The 17,898-nt window shown below is 60.9% G+C and carries 20 protein-coding genes; 16 read left to right on the top strand and 4 right to left on the bottom strand.

All coding sequences use genetic code 11. From position 1 onward, the window contains the following. Nucleotides 1-8: 8 nt before the first annotated feature. Nucleotides 9-1,376: an NAD(P)-dependent oxidoreductase gene (locus GUY40_RS00185; RefSeq protein WP_166566919.1), complete on the top strand. Its 1,368-nt coding sequence runs from the start codon at nt 9-11 to the stop codon at nt 1,374-1,376. Further along, nucleotides 1,377-2,651: an NAD-dependent dihydropyrimidine dehydrogenase subunit PreA gene (preA, locus tag GUY40_RS00180; RefSeq protein ID WP_166566918.1), complete on the top strand. Its 1,275-nt coding sequence runs from the start codon at nt 1,377-1,379 to the stop codon at nt 2,649-2,651. Nucleotides 2,652-2,829: 178 nt separating this feature from the next. Here the strand turns inward: preA and GUY40_RS00175 are convergent, their stop codons facing one another. From GUY40_RS00175 to GUY40_RS00165, 3 genes are all read right to left on the bottom strand, one after another. Next, nucleotides 2,830-2,982 (bottom strand): hypothetical protein, encoded by a 153-nt coding sequence (locus GUY40_RS00175; protein ID WP_166566917.1) that lies wholly within the window; start codon nt 2,980-2,982, stop codon nt 2,830-2,832. A gap of 695 nt (nt 2,983-3,677) precedes the next feature. Further along, nucleotides 3,678-4,037 (bottom strand): type II toxin-antitoxin system HigA family antitoxin, encoded by a 360-nt coding sequence (locus GUY40_RS00170; RefSeq protein ID WP_166566916.1) that lies wholly within the window; start codon nt 4,035-4,037, stop codon nt 3,678-3,680. Then, a complete protein-coding gene (locus tag GUY40_RS00165; RefSeq protein WP_166566915.1) occupies nt 4,027-4,335 on the bottom strand; it encodes a type II toxin-antitoxin system HigB family toxin in 309 nt (102 codons plus the stop codon). Before GUY40_RS00165 ends, GUY40_RS00170 begins: the two co-directional genes overlap by 11 nt. A gap of 72 nt (nt 4,336-4,407) precedes the next feature. Here GUY40_RS00165 and GUY40_RS28620 point away from each other — a divergent pair, with 72 nt between their 5' ends. Further along, complete coding sequence (locus tag GUY40_RS28620; RefSeq protein WP_371924668.1) at nt 4,408-4,623, top strand: ERF family protein; 216 nt, start codon at nt 4,408-4,410, stop codon at nt 4,621-4,623. Nucleotides 4,624-4,675: 52 nt separating this feature from the next. On the opposite strand, the gene GUY40_RS00155 is transcribed toward GUY40_RS28620, so the two are convergent. Further along, nucleotides 4,676-4,993 (bottom strand): hypothetical protein, encoded by a 318-nt coding sequence (locus GUY40_RS00155; protein ID WP_166566914.1) that lies wholly within the window; start codon nt 4,991-4,993, stop codon nt 4,676-4,678. Nucleotides 4,994-5,200: 207 nt separating this feature from the next. Between GUY40_RS00155 and GUY40_RS00150 the strand changes: the two genes are divergently transcribed. The 13 genes from GUY40_RS00150 (at nt 5,201) to glgA (ending at nt 17,891) form a co-directional block, all read left to right on the top strand. Beyond that, a complete protein-coding gene (locus tag GUY40_RS00150) occupies nt 5,201-5,716 on the top strand; it encodes a tyrosine-type recombinase/integrase (protein WP_371924667.1) in 516 nt (171 codons plus the stop codon). A gap of 47 nt (nt 5,717-5,763) precedes the next feature. Next, on the top strand, nt 5,764-7,350 hold the full coding sequence (locus tag GUY40_RS00145) for an ABC-F family ATPase (RefSeq protein WP_166566913.1): 1,587 nt from the start codon (nt 5,764-5,766) through the stop codon (nt 7,348-7,350). A gap of 252 nt (nt 7,351-7,602) precedes the next feature. Next, entirely contained in the window at nt 7,603-8,193 is a 591-nt protein-coding gene (locus tag GUY40_RS00140; RefSeq protein ID WP_166566912.1) for an amino acid synthesis family protein, read from the top strand. 42 nt (nt 8,194-8,235) lie between these two features. Continuing rightward, a complete protein-coding gene (locus tag GUY40_RS00135; RefSeq protein WP_166566911.1) occupies nt 8,236-9,069 on the top strand; it encodes an alpha/beta fold hydrolase in 834 nt (277 codons plus the stop codon). Beyond that, the gene (locus GUY40_RS00130; protein WP_166566910.1) at nt 9,066-10,547 is read left to right on the top strand and encodes an aldehyde dehydrogenase; all 1,482 of its coding nucleotides are present in this window, start codon (nt 9,066-9,068) and stop codon (nt 10,545-10,547) included. Before GUY40_RS00135 ends, GUY40_RS00130 begins: the two co-directional genes overlap by 4 nt. 12 nt (nt 10,548-10,559) lie before the next feature. Next, nucleotides 10,560-11,045: a flavin reductase family protein gene (locus tag GUY40_RS00125; RefSeq protein WP_166566909.1), complete on the top strand. Its 486-nt coding sequence runs from the start codon at nt 10,560-10,562 to the stop codon at nt 11,043-11,045. A 73-nt stretch (nt 11,046-11,118) separates the two neighbouring features. Further along, complete coding sequence (locus GUY40_RS00120) at nt 11,119-12,570, top strand: NAD-dependent succinate-semialdehyde dehydrogenase (RefSeq protein WP_166566908.1); 1,452 nt, start codon at nt 11,119-11,121, stop codon at nt 12,568-12,570. 17 nt (nt 12,571-12,587) lie between these two features. After that, entirely contained in the window at nt 12,588-12,977 is a 390-nt protein-coding gene (locus tag GUY40_RS00115) for a carboxymuconolactone decarboxylase family protein (RefSeq protein ID WP_166566907.1), read from the top strand. 89 nt (nt 12,978-13,066) lie between these two features. After that, on the top strand, nt 13,067-13,819 hold the full coding sequence (locus tag GUY40_RS00110) for a GntR family transcriptional regulator (RefSeq protein WP_166566906.1): 753 nt from the start codon (nt 13,067-13,069) through the stop codon (nt 13,817-13,819). A 2-nt stretch (nt 13,820-13,821) separates the two neighbouring features. After that, nucleotides 13,822-14,385, top strand: a complete 564-nt coding sequence (locus tag GUY40_RS00105) for an NUDIX hydrolase (RefSeq protein ID WP_166566905.1) — start codon at nt 13,822-13,824, stop codon at nt 14,383-14,385. Between the two features lie 82 nt (nt 14,386-14,467). Further along, a complete protein-coding gene (locus GUY40_RS00100) occupies nt 14,468-14,947 on the top strand; it encodes a multidrug transporter (RefSeq protein WP_166566904.1) in 480 nt (159 codons plus the stop codon). A 37-nt stretch (nt 14,948-14,984) separates the two neighbouring features. Next, on the top strand, nt 14,985-15,809 hold the full coding sequence (locus GUY40_RS00095) for an SDR family oxidoreductase (RefSeq protein ID WP_166566903.1): 825 nt from the start codon (nt 14,985-14,987) through the stop codon (nt 15,807-15,809). A 522-nt stretch (nt 15,810-16,331) separates the two neighbouring features. Further along, nucleotides 16,332-17,891, top strand: coding sequence for a glycogen synthase GlgA (gene glgA, locus GUY40_RS00090; protein WP_166566902.1), 1,560 nt, complete (start codon nt 16,332-16,334; stop codon nt 17,889-17,891). The last annotated feature ends 7 nt before the right edge of the window (nt 17,892-17,898 follow it).

Raw genomic sequence — 17,898 nt, 5'->3', positions numbered from 1 at the left:
TCATCACCGTGATCGATTCTCTGAACCATTTGCCCAGGCCCGGTGCCGAGGCAGCGACGCTGGCCGATCGCTTCGGCGATCTGGCCCCTCCCCTCAACCACCGCCAGGCCGCCCTGGAAAGCGCGCGCTGTTTGTACTGTTATGACGCGCCCTGCGTGAATGCGTGCCCGAGTGAAATCGATATCCCGTCCTTTATTCACAATATCCAGCAGGAGAACGTTCAGGGCGCTGCACAGAAGATTCTTTCGGCCAATATCCTTGGCGGCAGTTGCGCGCGGGTGTGCCCGACCGAAGTGTTGTGTCAGCAAGCCTGTGTGCGCAACAGCCATCAGGAATGCGCACCGGTGTTGATCGGCCAACTGCAGCGCTATGCATTGGACAATGCTCATTTCAGCGAGCACCCGTTCCAGCGTGCGGCGGCCACCGGCAAGCGCATTGCCGTGGTCGGCGCGGGGCCGGCGGGGTTGTCCTGCGCGCACCGGTTGGCGCTGCATGGCCATGACGTAGTGATCTTTGAGGCGCGGAAAAAGGCCGGCGGGCTGAACGAGTACGGCATTGCCAAATACAAATTGGTCGATGATTTCGCCCAGCGAGAAGTGGACTTTTTACTCGAGGTCGGCGGCATCGAAATTCGCCATGGCCAACGCCTGGGAACGGACTTGAGCCTGAGCGAGCTGCATCAGCAGTTCGACGCAGTGTTCCTGGCCATCGGCCTGGCTGCCAGCCGCGCGCTGGGCATGGCCGATGAAGACGCCCCCGGCGTGCTGGCGGCCACCACCTATATTCGCGAACTGCGCCAGAGCGACGACCTCAGCCAGTTGCCGCTGGCCGACCGCTGCATCGTGATCGGCGCCGGCAACACCGCCATCGATATGGCCGTGCAAATGGCCCGCCTCGGCGCCCGCGATGTGAACCTGGTGTACCGCCGTGGCCATGCCGACATGGGCGCCACCGAGCATGAACAGGCGATTGCCCGGGACAACCAGGTGCGCCTGTTGACCTGGGCCCGGCCCGAGCAGGTGCTGCTCAACGACGCGGGCCAAGTGCGCGGGATGCGGTTTGCCCGTACCCGGCTGGTCGATGGCCGCTTGCAAGACACCGGTGAAACCTTCGAACTGGCGGCCGACGCCATCTTCAAGGCCATCGGCCAGACCTTCGACGACGGCGCCCTGATCGACTCGCTGGCCCGCTCACTGGCCCGCGACGGCGACAGGTTGCAGGTCGATGAACAGCTGCGCACCAGCGTCCCCGGCATTTATGCCGGTGGCGATTGCACCGCGCTCGGCCAGGACCTCACGGTGCAGGCCGTGCAGCACGGCAAGCTGGCCGCCGAAGCCATCCATGCCCAATTGATGCTCAATGTGGAGGCTGCATAAATGGCCGATCTGTCGATTGAATTCGCCGGCATCAAAGCCCCCAACCCGTTCTGGCTGGCCTCCGCGCCGCCGACCGACAAGGCTTACAACGTGATCCGCGCCTTTGAAGCGGGCTGGGGTGGCGTGGTCTGGAAAACCCTGGGCGAGGACCCGGCGGCCGTGAACGTGTCGTCACGCTATTCGGCGCACTACGGGCCTAACCGCGAAGTGTTGGGGATGAACAACATCGAGTTGATCACCGACCGCTCGCTGGAGATCAACCTGCGCGAGATCACCCAGGTCAAGAAAGACTGGCCGGACCGGGCGCTGGTGGTGTCACTGATGGTGCCCTGTGAGGAAGCGTCCTGGAAAGCCATTCTGCCGCTGGTGGAAGCCACCGGCGCGGACGGCATCGAGCTGAACTTCGGCTGCCCCCACGGCATGCCGGAACGCGGCATGGGCGCGGCGGTCGGGCAAGTGCCGGAGTATGTCGAGCAGGTGACGCGCTGGTGCAAGCAACATTGTTCGCTACCGGTGATCGTCAAGCTTACGCCGAACATCACCGACATCCGCCATTCGGCGCGGGCGGCGTTTCGCGGCGGGGCCGATGCGGTGTCGCTGATCAACACCATCAATTCGATCACCAGCGTGGACCTTGAGCGCATGGTCGCTTTGCCCATCGTTGGCGATCAGAGCACCCATGGTGGCTACTGCGGTTCAGCGGTCAAGCCGATCGCGTTGAACATGGTCGCCGAAATCGCCCGCGATCCACAGACCCGTGGCCTGCCGATTTGCGGGATCGGCGGAATTGGCAGCTGGCGCGATGCAGCCGAGTTCATCGCCCTGGGCAGCGGCGCGGTGCAGGTGTGCACGGCGGCGATGCTGCATGGCTTTCGCATCGTCGAAGACATGAAGGATGGCTTGTCGCGCTGGATGGACAGCCAGGGTTACGCACGCATCAGCGACTTCTCCGGGCTTGCGGTGAGCCATACCACCGACTGGAAGAACCTGGACATCAACTACCAGGTCATTGCCCATATCGACGAGCAGGCGTGCATTGGTTGCGGGCGTTGCCATATTGCCTGTGAAGACACCTCGCACCAGGCCATCGCCAGTATCGCCGAACCTGATGGCACGCACCGCTATGAAGTGATCGAGGAGGAATGCGTGGGTTGTAATCTGTGCCAGATCACCTGCCCGGTCGAGGACTGCATCGAGATGCAAGTGCAGGACACCGGCAAGCCGTTTCTGGATTGGACGCATGATCCGCGTAATCCCTATCGCGAGAGTTTGTAGGAGCCAGGCTTGCCTGCGAAAGGGCTCACCCCGATCTGTCAGATTCACCGCGGCGTCTGCTTCGCGGGCAAGCCCTGCTCCTACCCGGCAGGGTTCAGCGCATGCGCTGGCCGCCGCCCGGGCCGCCATGGCTGCCACCCAATGCCATCAGTAACGGTGCTGGTACCCGCCTGGTAAATCAATCCAGATCATCCTCCCAGACATCGTCCGCACCGTTTTCATCGTCATACAGCGGCTGCACTTCCTCTTCAACCGCGTGCTCGTTTTCGTAGAACTCATGATCAAGCAAGTGATCATGCTCGGGTTCGTGAATATCAATCTCATCGCTCATTGAAACTCCTGAATTTAATATAAAACCTGGTTTATATTCTAAAAAAAACTAAGAAGGCCATTAAAGAGCCATCACCTCGACAGGATTTAAATATTTACCGACCACCATTCAAATGAATTGATAAGACCCATCCAGACGCTCTATCTCGCGCTTTTCACTTGCGTTCACTTAGAACCTTCGTGTAGTTTTTATTCCAAAATCGATACCAACACATCCTTGCTTGTCTTATCCGCCGCATGATTAATTAGTGCCACTGATTTTCTAACATCCCATCAAAGCGACAACTTTGAGGTATCAACGATGGCCCCGACAATTTCGCGCTCATCCAACAGTTGGCAATGGGCTTATCGCAAGCTACGCGATCTGCACTGCTCACGCTGGACTTCATTCTATCGTGCAACACGCGTGGCCCTGCAAGGCGACTCCGGGTCATTCATCAATGACCTCACCCAGCAAAAAATACGTCTTCGCCGCTAATACCCTGCTGCGGGTGAGTGGCTGAGGCTAACGCGGGTGATTTCCCGACAGTTGACTACCTGCGGGTGTAATTGTTGGTGTGGGAGCTCATAAAATTACCGCAGTCAGCGACTACGGTAGCGGGACCTTCCGCTTGCACAGCAGTAGCCCCGGTGCTGCAACATAGTGCTCATCAGCTCTATCCTTCTAACAAAAACGCCGGTCACGCCTGCTTTTCGTTAAGCGGTTCCAGAGAGGAGTGACTCGTAAGGAATTCGCAGCCCGTCGTGTAGACGCTTGATCATGGCCAAACTCAAGCGCCGCTTGCCATTCAGAACCTCCGATACGCGACCGCTCGGCCCGATGTACTGCTCTAGGTCGCGCGGGGTCAGCCCCTGCTGATCCATGCGAAATTTAATCGCCTCGATCGGGTCAGCGGCCTGGATCGGATAGTGCTTGTTCTCATACACCTCGACCAGGGTCACAAGCACTTCCATCTCGTCGGCTTCCGGTGTTCCGGCTTCGGCCTGATAGATAGCCTCAAGCCGTCGGAAGGCGGCATGAAGGTCTTCATCATTGCGGATAGGCTTAATATTCATTGATCGTCTCCACGTTTATCTCGTCGTAGCGCTGGTGCGTGCCGATGAACTTCACCCAGGCGATACCGGCTCGATACTGCATCTCGACAACCAGCCGGTACTTGTTACCGCCGATGTTGAACACCACGCGGTTGTTGCGGCAGATGCTGGCATTACCAATCTGGTCTTTCACCTCTTGAGGTGTCTTCCAGGCGGCCTTCAGCACGGTGTCATGCCAGCTTTCCAGAGGGGCTTTAGCCTCTTCATGCCCAGGCGCCTCCCAGAACTTCACCAGCGTGCTTTTGGCGATGACCCGCATTCGCAATGCTCTCCCGTTTTGGGAGATTCTATGCCTCGGATTTGATCAACGCAAGCGGACCCTGGAATCCTGATGCATCGGGATGGCCACCGCGAGCAGACAGCCATGCTGTTGCCGGTAGATATCGGCAAGGGTCGTAACGCCGTGCAGGCTGTGGGCTCGTCCACTACATACGGCAAGCGCTATGTCATGTGCGCCCTGCTGAACATCTGGAAGATCACTGACGGCGAAAGCACCATCGATGTGATGGAGCTGCGCAGGATTGATGTTGGAGAGGAGCAGTTGTAGTTGCACCATCGACGACTGCGCCGAACTCCAAGGCGGGCATTCGCAGATACGATCACGACCCTACGTGCGAAAGCGCTTCGTCAATGATTCGCTCTGCATTCTTCGCAGCGGTTGTCGCAAACTCGTAACAGATCCAGTAGTCCTGTTCTGTTACGGATGCAGATCCCTGCAAGTTCTCCAGGCAGCGCGTTAATGCATGCTTTATCAAGCCATCATGTAGAACATTGCGGGCTGCCTCGTCACCTTCAACCGCTCGAATGGCAGCTTCAATTTCTTCGATCTGCTCGATCTTTGCCGCCAGCGCGACCTTGGCAAACTCATCTCGCTCGATGATTTTGGTCCAAGAGTGATCAACTATCAGCGTTTTCATTCGTAGCCCCCCTGTCTTCCGGCCCCATGCCGGGTCTTAACCAATAGTCCACTTCAACGAATCACGCCACCTGCCCAGGCGCACCAGCAAGGATGTTGACCCGTTCGAGCAGACCGACGCGGATCAAATAATTGCCAAGTTGTACGAATCTTCGGCACGTTCACCCGCATTTATGCCGCTTATTTCGAATTTGCGTTCTTCACCGGGATGCGTCCGTCCGAAATTATGGCGTTGCGATGGACTGAAGTAGATGAGGACAAGCGCACGGCCAGGGTGTGTCGGATCGTCGCGGATCGACAAATACAGGAACGGGTCAAGAACAAGAAAAACCGCGTCGTGCTACTGGATGACCGGGCTTTAGGGGCTTTGAAGGGGGCCAAGGAGAACGCCATGCGCCAAGCCGCAAGGAAAATGCAGCATGCGCAATCCCCTTATGTGTTCCCACCCAGCAAGGGTGCCGAGTTCATTCAGGAGACCAGCGTACTGGACAAGCACTTCAAGCAGGCGCTCGCTGCCCTATCCCTGCGCGAACGTCCCCAGTACAATTGCCGCCACACTTACGCCACCCTATGCCTGATGGCCGGGATGAACACTGCGTTCATCGCCAGCCAGCTCGGGCATAGCGTCCAAATGCTGCTATCGACCTATGCCCGCTGGATCAGCTCCGCTTCGGATTGGAATGAAATGTCCAAGCTCGGAATGTCAGAAATGGGTACTAAATAGGTACTGCCGCAACCATAGCTACTCTGAAAGCCCCGCAGGATAAGACTTTGATCTCTACCGCTAACATCACCATGCAATTCGGCGCCAAGCCGCTGTTCGAGAACGTCTCGGTCAAATTCAACAACGGCAACCGCTACGGCCTGATCGGCGCCAACGGTTGCGGCAAGTCGACCTTCATGAAAATCCTCGGCGGTGACCTGGAGCCGTCCGCTGGGCAGGTGATGCTCGAGCCGAACGTGCGCCTGGGCAAGCTGCGCCAGGATCAGTTCGCCTACGAAGAATTCAGCGTGATCGACACCGTGATCATGGGTCACGAAGAGCTGTGGCGGGTCAAGGCCGAGCGCGATCGCATCTATTCGCTGCCGGAAATGACTGAAGACGACGGCATGGCCGTGGCCGAGCTGGAAACCGAGTTTGCCGAAATGGACGGCTATACCGCCGAATCCCGTGCCGGTGAGCTGCTGTTGGGCCTGGGTATTCCATTGGCCCAGCACTTTGGCCCGATGAGTGAAGTCGCACCCGGCTGGAAGCTGCGGGTATTGCTGGCACAGGCGCTGTTCTCGGACCCGGAAGTGCTGCTGCTCGACGAACCGACCAACCACCTGGACATCAACACCATTCGCTGGCTCGAAACGATTCTGACGGCGCGTAACAGCACCATGATCATCATTTCCCACGACCGGCACTTCCTTAATAGCGTCTGCACCCACATGGCCGACCTGGACTACGGCGAGCTGCGCCTGTTCCCGGGCAACTATGACGAGTACATGACCGCGGCGACCCAGTCCCGCGAGCAATTGCTGTCGGACAACGCCAAGAAGAAAGCCCAGATCGCCGAGCTGCAGACGTTCGTCAGCCGCTTCTCGGCCAACGCCTCGAAAGCCAAGCAGGCCACTTCGCGCGCCAAGCAGATCGACAAGATCCAGCTGGCCGAGGTCAAGCCATCGAGCCGGGTCAGCCCGTTCATCCGTTTCGAACAGACCAAGAAACTGCACCGCCAGGCCGTGACCATCGAGAAGATGTCCAAGGGCTTCGATGGCAAGACTCTGTTCGAAAACTTCAGCTTCACCGTCGAAGCCGGCGAGCGCGTGGCGATCATCGGCCCCAACGGTATCGGCAAGACCACCCTGCTGCGCACCCTGGTCGGTGAATTGACCCCAGACGCCGGTTCCGTGAAATGGACCGAAAGCGCGGAGCTGGGCTACTACGCCCAGGACCATGCCCACGACTTCGAAGACGATGTCAGCCTGTTCGACTGGATGGGCCAGTGGACACAGGGCGAACAGGTCATCCGTGGCACCCTGGGCCGGATGCTGTTCTCCAACGACGAAATCCTCAAGTCGGTGAAGGTGATCTCCGGGGGTGAGCAAGGCCGCATGCTGTTCGGCAAGCTGATCCTGCAAAAGCCTAACGTACTGGTGATGGACGAACCGACCAACCACCTGGACATGGAATCGATCGAAGCGCTCAACCTGGCGCTGGAAAACTACCCGGGCACGCTGGTTTTCGTCAGCCACGACCGTGAGTTCGTATCTTCGCTGGCTACTCGCATCATCGAGCTGAGCGCCGATGGCGTGGTCGACTTCAGTGGCACTTATGACGACTACCTGCGCAGCCAGGGTGTAGTGGTCTGATCTACCTCTGACCGGCTTTAAATAGCGCAACATTCATCGCGGGCAAGCCCTGCTCCTACCCCCCCCGGTAGGAGCAGGGCTTGCCCGCGATGCTTTTGAGCCCCGCAAAAACCCCTGCCCCCCCTCCCCGCCCCCCCGAACGACCTTCCGTCGCCTGCCCCCCACACGAATTTGCACAAGGGACTTGCATACACAATATTATGGTATACCATCAGACACACAAAGCTAATCACCCTGATGTGGAGCAGTCCCATGAGTTTCGAAATTCGCAAAATCGTCAGCTACGTCGAAGAAACCTTTATCGAAGGCGGCAAGGCGACCGACAAACCAGTAACCATGGTCGGCCTGGCCGTTGTGATCAAGAACCCATGGCTGGGTCGTGGTTTCGTCGAAGACCTGAAGCCTGAAATCAGGGCCAACTGCTCTGACCTGGGTGCACTGATGGTCGAGCGCCTGGTGAACATCATCGGCGGCGCTGAAAAAATCGAAGCCTATGGCAAAGCCGCTGTGGTCGGTGCCGATGGCGAAATCGAACACGCCTCGGCCGTGATCCACACCCTGCGTTTCGGCAACCACTACCGTGAAGCGGTCAAGGCCAAGAGCTACCTGAGCTTCACCAACAAGCGCGGCGGCCCGGGCACGTCCATCCAGATCCCGATGATGCACAAGGATGACGAAGGCCTGCGCTCGCACTACATCACCCTGGAAATGCAGATCGAAGACGCCCCGCGTGCCGACGAGATCGTTGTGGTGCTCGGTTGTGCCGACGGCGGCCGCCTGCACCCGCGCATCGGCAACCGCTACATCGATCTGGAAGAACTGGCCGCAGAAAAAGCCCAATAAAAACCCATAACGACAACCGGGCGTGTCAACAAGGAGCGACCCATGATTCGGCTCACCGCTGAACGCACCCCGGCCGGCACCAGTTATCTGGCGACTGGCCAAGGCCAACCTGTGGTCCTGATCCACGGCGTAGGCTTGAACAAAGAAATGTGGGGCGGCCAGATCGTCGGCCTTTGCGGGCAATATCGCGTCATTGCCTATGACATGCTCGGGCATGGCGACAGTCCTCGGCCGGCCCAGGGCACTGACCTGCTGGGCTACGCCGCGCAACTGGCCGAATTGCTCGACCATTTGCAAATCACCCAGGCTGCCGTCATCGGCTTTTCCATGGGCGGGCTGGTAGCACGTGCCTTTGCCCTGCAGTACCCGCAGCGCCTGTCGGGGCTGGTGGTACTTAACAGCGTATTCAACCGCAGCCTGGAACAGCGTGCCGGCGTGATTGCCCGCACCGCCCAGGCCGCCGAACACGGCCCTGATGCCAACGCTGAAGCGGCGCTGTCGCGCTGGTTCAGCCGCGAGTACCAGGCAGCCAACCCGGCGCAGATCGAAGCCATTCGCCAGACCCTGGCGAGCAACGATCCGCAGGGTTACCTGACCACCTATGAGCTGTTTGCCACCCAGGACATGTACCGCGCCGAAGACCTCGGCCAGATCCAGGTGCCGACACTGATCGCCACCGGCGAGCTGGACCCTGGCTCGACGCCGGAAATGGCCCGGCAACTGGCCGCGCGGATTCCCGGCGCTCAGGTTGCCGTGCTCGATGAGCAGCGGCATATGATGCCGGTCGAGTCGCCACGACTGGTCAACCAGATGCTGCTGGACTTCCTCGCCAAGGCGCCAAGCCTCTCCGATTCTGCCAAGGGGATAGTTGCATGACACTCCAACGCTTTCAGATGTGCATCGATGGCCAATGGCTCGATGCCCTGTCCGGCAAAACCTTCGAAAGCCTGAACCCGGCCACCGCCAGTGCCTGGGCTGAACTGCCCGACGCCGACGAGGCGGATGTGGAGCGCGCCGTACAGGCCGCGCAAAAGGCTTTCGATAACCCGGCCTGGCGCGGCCTCACCGCCAGCGCTCGGGGCAAGTTGCTGCGCCGTCTGGGCGATCTGATCGCCGAAAACAAGGAAAGTCTGGCTCAGCTGGAAAGCCGCGATAACGGTAAGCTGATTCGCGAAACCCGTGGCCAGGTCAGCTACTTGCCCGAGTTCTTCCACTACACCGCAGGCCTGGCCGACAAGCTCGAAGGCGGTACCCTGCCGCTGGACAAGCCCGACCTGTTTGCCTACACCGTGCACGAGCCGATCGGCGTGGTGGCCGGGATCATTCCCTGGAACAGCCCGCTGTACCTGACCGCGATCAAGCTGGCCCCGGCCCTGGCCGCGGGCAACACCATCGTGCTCAAACCGTCCGAGCACGCCTCGGCGACCATTCTGGAGCTGGCTCGCCTGGCACTGGAAGCCGGCTTTCCAGCCGGTGTCGTCAACGTAGTGACCGGCTATGGCCCAACCACCGGCGCGGCGCTGACCCGTCACCCGCTGGTGCGCAAGATCGCCTTCACCGGCGGCGCCGCCACCGCGCGTCACGTGGTGCGCAGCAGTGCTGAAAACTTTGCCAAGTTGTCGCTGGAACTGGGCGGCAAGTCGCCGAATATCATTTTTGCCGACGCCGATCTGGACAGCGCCATCAACGGCGCGATCGCCGGCATCTACGCCGCCTCCGGGCAGAGCTGCGTGTCGGGCTCGCGGCTGTTGGTGCAAGATGAAATCTACGACGAATTCGTCTCCCGGCTGGTCGAGCGCGCCAAGCGCATTCGCATTGGCAACCCGCAGGATGAAACCAGCGAGATGGGCCCCATGGCCACCGCACAGCAGCTGGCTGTGGTCGAAGGCCTGGTCGCCGATGCCCTGGCAGAGGGCGCGCGCCTGCGCCTGGGTGGCAAGCGCGCCGAAGTCGCCGGTGACGGCTGGTTCTATGAACCGACCCTGTTCGAGTGCGACAGCAACTCGATGAAGATCATGCAGGAAGAAGTCTTCGGCCCGGTCGCCTCGGTGATCCGGTTCAAGGACGAAGCCCAAGCACTGGCCATTGCCAACGACTCCCAGTTCGGCCTCGCCGCCGGCATCTGGACGCGCGACCTGGGCCGTGCCCATCGCCTGGCCCGTGACGTGCGCTCGGGAATCATCTGGGTCAACACCTACCGAGCAGTCTCGGCGATGGCCCCGATCGGCGGTTTCAAGAACAGCGGCTACGGTCGCGAGAGCGGCATCGATTCGGTGCTGGCCTATACCGAACTGAAAACGGTGTGGATCAACCTCTCGCAGTCGCCGATGCCCGACCCTTTCGTGATGCGTTGAAGGTGGCCTGAAATGATCGAACCCGGAATCTACAAAGAAGTGATGGGCTCCTTCCCATCCGGCGTCACGGTGGTCACCACCCTCGACGCCGAGGGCAGCATTGTCGGCATCACCGCCAGCGCGTTCAGCGCGCTGTCGATCGACCCGGCGCTGGTGCTGTTCTGCCCCAATTACGCCTCGGACACGTACCCGATCCTGCGCGACAGCAAACAGTTCGCCATTCACCTGCTGGCCGCTGATCAGGCGGCCGAAGCCTACGCGTTTGCCGGCAAGGGCAAGGACAAGGCCGCCGGCATCGAGTGGCACCTGAGCGAGCGCGGCAACCCGCTGCTGGCCAAGGCCACGGCGATCATCGAATGCGAACTGTGGCGCGAATACGACGGAGGCGACCACGCCATCATCGTTGGCGCGGTCAAGAACCTGATCCTGCCCCAGGAGCCGGTGACGCCGATGATCTACCACAAAGGCAAGCTGGGCGCCCTGCCTCCCTTCGCCTGATTGCTTTCTTCGGGGGCCGCGTAGTCCCACCCTCGGGTGCGGCCCTTTTTTATTCTCGATCCCGGGAGCCGGCATGACCCCCAACGCCTTGCAATTGTTCCGCCAACAGGCCTACCTGAACGGCCAATGGTGCGATGCGCCCGATGGCGCGACGCAGGACATTTTCAACCCGGCAACGGGTGAAGTGATCGGCCAGGTCCCCAACCTCGGCGCCGCCGAGGCGCGCGAAGTGATCGCCGCCGCCAACGCCGCGTGGCCGGCCTGGCGGTCGCGCACGGCCAAGGAGCGGAGCACTATTCTCAAGCGCTGGCACGCGCTGATGCTTGAAAATGCTGACGCACTGGCTGAAATCCTGACCCTGGAACAAGGCAAGCCGCTGGCTGAAGCCCGTGGTGAAATCCTCTATGCCGCCAGCTTTATCGAGTGGTTCGCCGAGGAAGCCAAACGCATCTATGGCGATACGATCCCCAGTCACAAGGGTGACGCACGAATCGTCGTCAGCAAGGAGCCGATCGGCGTCGTGGCGGCGATCACCCCGTGGAACTTTCCGGCGGCGATGATCACCCGCAAGGCAGGCCCGGCGCTGGCCGCGGGTTGCCCGTGCATCGTCAAGCCCGCGCCGGAAACCCCATTTTCGGCGCTGGCCATGGCCGCACTGGCCGAGCAGGCCGGGATTCCCGCTGGCATTTTCAACGTCATCACCGGCGATGCGGTCGCTATCGGTGGCGAGCTGACCGCCAGCCCCGACGTGCGCAAGCTGTCGTTCACCGGCTCCACCGGCATCGGCAAATTGCTGATGGCGCAATGCGCGCCGACGCTGAAAAAGGTCTCGCTGGAATTGGGCGGCAATGCGCCGTTTATCGTGTTCGACGATGCCGACCTTGAACGTGCGGTTGAAGGCGCATTGATCGCCAAGTACCGCAATGCCGGGCAAACCTGCGTGTGCGTTAACCGTTTCCTGGTACAGGACGGCATCCACGACGCCTTTGTCGCCCGGCTCGCCGAGCGGGTCAGCGCCTTCAAGGTCGGCGATGGCTTCGAGGCCGACGTTACCCAGGGCCCGTTGATCAACGAGCGCGCGGTAGCCAAGGTGGAAGAACATGTTCAGGACGCACTGGGCAAAGGCGCACAACTGCATTGCGGCGGTGAACGCCATGCGCTGGGCCACGGGTTCTTCCATCCCACGGTCATCAGCGGCGTGACGACGCAGATGAAAGTTGCCCGCGACGAAACCTTCGGCCCACTGGCCGCGGTGTTCCGTTTCAGCAGCGAAGCCCAGGCCGTCAGCATGGCCAATGACACCGAATTCGGCCTTGCCGCCTATTGCTACACCCGCGACCTGGGCCGCGCCTGGCGCATGAGTGAAGCGCTGGAGTACGGCATGGTCGGGATCAACGAAGGCTTGATCTCCACCGAAGTGGCGCCCTTTGGCGGCGTAAAAGCCTCGGGCCTGGGCCGCGAAGGCTCCAAGTACGGCATCGAAGATTATCTGGAAATCAAATACACCCTCATGGGTGGTTTGTAAGCTTAAGGAGACAGACAATGAGCAACGAGAAATACGAAAAAGGTCTGGCGATCCGCACTCAGGTGTTGGGCGAGGCCTATGTGAACAAGTCGATTGAAAACGCCGACGACTTCAACCGCCCACTGCAGGAAATGGTCACCGAGTACTGCTGGGGCCACGTCTGGGGTCGCGACGGTTTGTCGCTCAAAGAACGCAGCATGATAAACTTGGCCATGATTTCGGCCCTGAACCGGCCTCATGAACTCAAATTGCATATTCGCGGCGCCTTGCGTAACGGCTTGAGTCGTGAACAAATACGCGAAATTCTGCTTCAGGTCGGTATTTATTGCGGCGTCCCCGCTGCCGTAGACAGCTTCAGGCTGGCCAAAGAGGCCTTCGCCGAAGCCGACGCTGAGGCAGCCAGTTAACGACTGGCTGTTCGACACCCCCGCACGGAGCACTCGGGATCGAGACGACTCCGCTGCGGCCCACTGGACAGCCATTACAGAGCAGCCCCATGAAACGCCAGCCACTCGACGACAGCTTCAAGGTCAACCGCAACCCTGTCACCCTGCGCGAAATCGTGCTGGACAAACTACGCACTGCGATCATGAACTTCCACCTGCTGCCGGGCGACCGCCTGGTCGAGCGCGACCTCTGCGATCGCCTCGGGGTCAGTCGCACGTCGGTGCGCGAAGCGCTGCGTCACCTGGAGTCCGAAGGCCTGGTGGAGTTTGCCGACGCCAAAGGCCCGCGCGTGGCCATCATCACGCTGGAAGATGCCCGCGATATCTACGAGCTGCGTTGTGTGCTGGAGGGCCTGATCGTTCAGCTGTTCACCCTCAATGCCAAGGCCAAGGACATCCGCGCGCTGGAACGTGCCCTGGAAGAAAACCGCGAGGCGCTCGAAGGCGGTGAGCTGCAACAGGTGCTCGAATCGGTGCAGGGTTTCTACGATGTGCTGCTCGAAGGCTCCGGCAACCACATTGCCGCCACCCAGCTGCGTCAACTGCAAGCACGCATCAGCTACCTGCGGGCCACCTCGGTGTCCCAGGAAAACCGCCGCGGTGCCAGTAACCAGGAAATGGAGCGCATGGTCGAGGCCATCAAGAGCGGCGACCCGCTGGCCGCGCACCAGGCCTCGGTTGACCACGTACGCTCGGCGGCCAAGGTGGCCCTTGAGTACCTGCGCCAGAAACAGAACGAGACGGGCAAGCTGCGCGACATGGCCACGCCCATCGCCATCAAAGAACCCAGAATAGGTCGCTGACCATGCCTACCCCGCGCTTTTGCCCGCAATGCGGTACCGCCGATCTCAGGTTGCAACAACCGCCTGGCGACACCCACGAGCGGCTGATGTGCGGGGGCTGCGGCTACATCCATTACGTCAATCCGAAGATCATCGCCGGTTGCATCATCGAGCGCGACGGCGAGTACCTGCTGTGCCAGCGCGCGATTGCGCCAAGGCCTGGCACCTGGACCTTGCCAGCGGGGTTCATGGAAAGCGGTGAGACCACCGAACAGGCGGCGCTGCGTGAAGTCTGGGAAGAAACCGGCGTACGCGCCGAGATCGTCTCGCCTTACTCGATTTTCAGCGTGCCGAAGATCAGTGAGGTGTACATCGTGTTTCGCGCCATCGCCACCGAGATCACCGGCGAGTACGGGCCAGAGACCATGGATTGCCGCTTCTTCGCGCCCCAGGACATCCCTTGGGACAGCATCTACTACCCTGCCATCCGCCAGATCCTGGAGCGCTATATCGAAGAGCGTACTGCCGGGGTGTATGGGATTTACATGGGCAACGATGATAGCGGCAAGGTGCATTTCATTCGTTGATGCAGGCGATTTGAAGGCTCCAGCGACTTTTCTTTCTCTAGCCGGTACGATTGGTCAACTCCCGACCAAAGGTACTGCCTGCATGTTTATCGGCGTCCTGCTTATCCTGACCTGGCTGGTGCTGCTGTTGCGCTACCCGTCAAAGGCATTGCCCGTGTCCATGGCGGCTTTGTTCGGGTTGGGCCTGGTGGCGTTGTGGGTGGTCTGGCTCGAAACTCGCGAAGCCCGCCAACTGGCACGCCTGGACCTGCGCCTGATTTATGCGCCCACCAGCGATTACCCACAACGCTGCCCCGCCGACCGGCCGCTGATGGTGCAGCTGAAAAACAACAACGACGTGCCGCTGGTAGAACTGCGCTGGCGCGTCGCCGCGTATGCGCCCGGCGATACCGTCAACCTCGTTGAAAACCTTTACTCGGCCCCGCGCTACCGTGGTCCCGGCGAATTGCAGGCCGGCGCCCAGTGGGAAGATTGCCTGCCCGTGCCGCCGCTGCGCCCCGGCTACCGCCCGCAATCCCTGGAATTCCGCCCGGAACGCCTGCAAGGCAGCTTCTCCGGTTGATTACCCTCCTCTTTTTATAGTGCACAAGGACCGCGCCATGCCCGTTGCCCTGATCACCGGTTGTTCCAGCGGCATTGGCCGCGCCCTCGCCGAAGCCTTCAAGGGCGCGGGGTATGAGGTTTGGGCCACAGCGCGAAAGCCCGAGGATGTCGAGCACCTGCAGGCCTCGGGTTTCGTCGCCCGCCAACTGGACGTCAACGACAGCGATGCCCTGGAACACCTGGCCGAGGCCCTGAACCAACACAGTGGCGGCCTGGACCTGCTGATCAACAACGCCGGTTACGGTGCCATGGGGCCGCTGCTCGACGGCGGTGTAGAGGCCATGCGCCGACAGTTCGAGACTAATGTGTTTGCCGTGGTCGGGGTCACCCGGGCGTTGTTTCCGGTGTTGCGCCGCAGCCGTGGGCTGGTGGTGAATGTGGGCAGTGTCTCGGGCGTGCTGGTGACGCCGTTTGCCGGGGCCTATTGCGCGTCGAAGGCGGCGGTACACGCCTTGAGCGATACCTTGCGGCTTGAATTGGCGCCCTTTGGCGTGCGGGTGATGGAGGTCCAGCCGGGGGCGATCGCTTCAAGTTTTGCCAGCAACGCCGGGCGCGAGGCTGAACAGCTGATTGGCCAGCAGTCAGCATGGTGGCCGCTGCGCGAGAGTATCCGTGCGCGGGCCCGGGCTTCGCAGGATCACCCAACGCCGGCGGCGGACTTTGCCCAGGCGTTGCTCAAGGCCGTGAGCGCGCCCAAGCCTGCGAGGCTGGTGCGCATTGGCAATGGCAGCCGGGCGTTGCCGTTGATGGCGCAGGTATTGCCCAAATCGGTGTTGGACTGGGTGCTCAAGCGACGGTTCGGGTTGATGGGCCAACTCTAGATTGGGTTGATTTGTTGGAGCGGACCTGGCCGCGATGGGCTGCGAAGCGGCCCCAGCGATTCTGAAACCTACCGCAGCCACAAACTGTGCCGCAGATGTCACTGGCCTCTGGGGCCGCTGCGCGCCCCATCGCGGCCAGGTCCGCTCCTACGCCCCCCCACAATCCGCGTTGCTTTCGGCGCTTCTAAAATTTCTACCCTAATCCGCTTCGTGACCCGCCAGTCGAAGAGTTTGCTATTAACCTCCACATCGTCTCACTTCTCTCCTACACTCAGCCGTTGCCCGGTCTACCATTCGGACAATCCGACAGAAAGTAGTCGAAACTTCCGAATGACCAGTAGGTCAGGGATTAGGAAGGCCATCGCGAAGGGACACCCCCAGGCGCGGTCGACCCACCCCCACCGTCAAGCCCGTCAGCCCGTTTGGCTGCAGAGGACAGCGCTTGTACGTATGGCACGCGGGGTGCATGGATAACAACATCAGGTGCTTTGTCTTTCGTATTAAATGCACGGGGAGATAATAATGATCAGTGCCGCTGTCGAAACTCATGGAGAGCGTTTAAACCAGCAAGTCACCGAGTCGGCGCTGCCAGACGTCACCAAGGCCGGCAGGGGGACTCCGCCAGAGTCCCACGCTAACCCCAAGCGCAAGAAAGTTCTTTTTGTCACATCCGAAATTTCTGATCTGGTCAAGACCGGCGGTCTAGGCGATGTCTCTGCCGCATTGCCCCGGGCCATGCACCCTCTGCATGACGTGCGCGTACTCATCCCCGGCTACCCGCAAGTCATGAATAGCGACAACCCGATCCATATCGTTGGCGAGCTTGGCGGTCATGCGGCACTCCCGGCATGCAAGATCGGCCGCATGGATCTCAAGGACGGTCTGGTCATCTACGTCTTGATCTGCCCCGAACTGTTTCAGCGCGAAGGCACCCCTTATGGCGCCAATAATGGGCGCGATTGGCCCGACAACCACATCCGCTTCGCCCGCCTGGGCCTGGCCGCAGCCGACATCGCCGCCGGTGAAGGCATGGTCCACTGGAAGCCTGACCTGGTGCATGCCCACGACTGGCCAGCCGGCCTGGCCCCGGCCTATATGCACTGGCGCGGCCTGAAAACCCCGACGTTGTTCACTGTCCACAACCTGGCGTACCAAGGCGTGGTCAGCCGCGCCTGCTGCCCGGAATTGGCGATCCCCCCGCACGCGCTGCAGCAGGAAGGCATGGAGTTCTACGGCAAACTGTCATTCCTCAAGGCCGGCATGGCCTACTCCAGCCACATCACCACGGTCAGCGCCACCTACGCCAAGGAAATCACCACCGCCGAATTCGGCTGCGGCCTGCAAGGGTTCCTCAGCAGCAAGGCACAACAGGGTCTGCTCAGCGGCATCCCCAACGGCATCGACGAAAGTTGGGACTCGGCCACCGACCCGCACCTGATCTGCCCCTTCAGCCTCAATGACTGGGACGGCAAAGCGGTCAATGCCAGCCATGTGCGCCAGCTGTTCAAACTGCAGCCCTCGACCGGGCCGCTGTTCGCCGTGGTCTCGCGCCTGGTCTATCAAAAAGGCCTGGACCTGACCCAGGGCGTGGCCGAGTTCATCGTCGCCAACGGCGGCCAGATCGCTATCATCGGCCGTGGCGAGCCCGAGGAAGAACAGGCCATGCGCGAGCTGGCACTGCGCTTCCCCGGCCAGATCGGCGTGCGCATCGGCTTCAATGAAACCGATGCCCGGCGCATATTCGCCGGCAGCGATTTTTTGCTGATGCCGTCGCGCTACGAGCCCTGCGGCCTGAGCCAGATGTACGCCCAGCGCTTTGGCTCGCTGCCGGTGGCACGCAATACCGGCGGGCTGGCCGACACCATCGAAGACGGGGTCACGGGCTTTCTGTTCAATGAATCGACCGTGGCAAGCTACGAGCAGGCACTGAGCCGGGCCTTTTATGTCTACAGTAAACCAAACCTGCTCAACGCCATGCGCTGCCTGTCGATGACCCAGCCGTTCAACTGGTGCCAGGCGGTCGAACCCTATGCCCGTCTGTACGAGGAGTTGGTGGAGCGCGCAACCGCAACCACGTATTGAAGAGGCT

This window comes from Pseudomonas sp. R5(2019) (assembly GCF_009905435.1).
In the GTDB taxonomy this organism is placed as follows: domain Bacteria; phylum Pseudomonadota; class Gammaproteobacteria; order Pseudomonadales; family Pseudomonadaceae; genus Aquipseudomonas.
This window is presented reverse-complemented; position numbering and strand designations above follow the sequence as displayed.

Bases quoted from the DNA above. Each gene is read 5' to 3' on its own strand.
- GUY40_RS28620 (WP_371924668.1), top strand. From the start codon at position 4,408: ATGCATCGGGATGGCCACCGCGAGCAGACAGCCATGCTGTTGCCGGTA.
- GUY40_RS00125 (WP_166566909.1), top strand. From the start codon at position 10,560: ATGATCGAACCCGGAATCTACAAAGAAGTGATGGGCTCCTTCCCATCC.
- GUY40_RS00100 (WP_166566904.1), top strand. From the start codon at position 14,468: ATGTTTATCGGCGTCCTGCTTATCCTGACCTGGCTGGTGCTGCTGTTG.
- GUY40_RS00105 (WP_166566905.1), top strand. From the start codon at position 13,822: ATGCCTACCCCGCGCTTTTGCCCGCAATGCGGTACCGCCGATCTCAGG.
- GUY40_RS00175 (WP_166566917.1), bottom strand. From the start codon at position 2,982: ATGAGCGATGAGATTGATATTCACGAACCCGAGCATGATCACTTGCTT.
- glgA (WP_166566902.1), top strand. From the start codon at position 16,332: ATGATCAGTGCCGCTGTCGAAACTCATGGAGAGCGTTTAAACCAGCAA.
- GUY40_RS00155 (WP_166566914.1), bottom strand. From the start codon at position 4,993: ATGAAAACGCTGATAGTTGATCACTCTTGGACCAAAATCATCGAGCGA.
- GUY40_RS00135 (WP_166566911.1), top strand. From the start codon at position 8,236: ATGATTCGGCTCACCGCTGAACGCACCCCGGCCGGCACCAGTTATCTG.
- GUY40_RS00165 (WP_166566915.1), bottom strand. From the start codon at position 4,335: ATGCGGGTCATCGCCAAAAGCACGCTGGTGAAGTTCTGGGAGGCGCCT.
- GUY40_RS00120 (WP_166566908.1), top strand. From the start codon at position 11,119: ATGACCCCCAACGCCTTGCAATTGTTCCGCCAACAGGCCTACCTGAAC.
- GUY40_RS00095 (WP_166566903.1), top strand. From the start codon at position 14,985: ATGCCCGTTGCCCTGATCACCGGTTGTTCCAGCGGCATTGGCCGCGCC.
- GUY40_RS00170 (WP_166566916.1), bottom strand. From the start codon at position 4,037: ATGAATATTAAGCCTATCCGCAATGATGAAGACCTTCATGCCGCCTTC.
- GUY40_RS00150 (WP_371924667.1), top strand. From the start codon at position 5,201: ATGCGTCCGTCCGAAATTATGGCGTTGCGATGGACTGAAGTAGATGAG.
- GUY40_RS00115 (WP_166566907.1), top strand. From the start codon at position 12,588: ATGAGCAACGAGAAATACGAAAAAGGTCTGGCGATCCGCACTCAGGTG.
- GUY40_RS00140 (WP_166566912.1), top strand. From the start codon at position 7,603: ATGAGTTTCGAAATTCGCAAAATCGTCAGCTACGTCGAAGAAACCTTT.
- GUY40_RS00110 (WP_166566906.1), top strand. From the start codon at position 13,067: ATGAAACGCCAGCCACTCGACGACAGCTTCAAGGTCAACCGCAACCCT.
- GUY40_RS00130 (WP_166566910.1), top strand. From the start codon at position 9,066: ATGACACTCCAACGCTTTCAGATGTGCATCGATGGCCAATGGCTCGAT.
- preA (WP_166566918.1), top strand. From the start codon at position 1,377: ATGGCCGATCTGTCGATTGAATTCGCCGGCATCAAAGCCCCCAACCCG.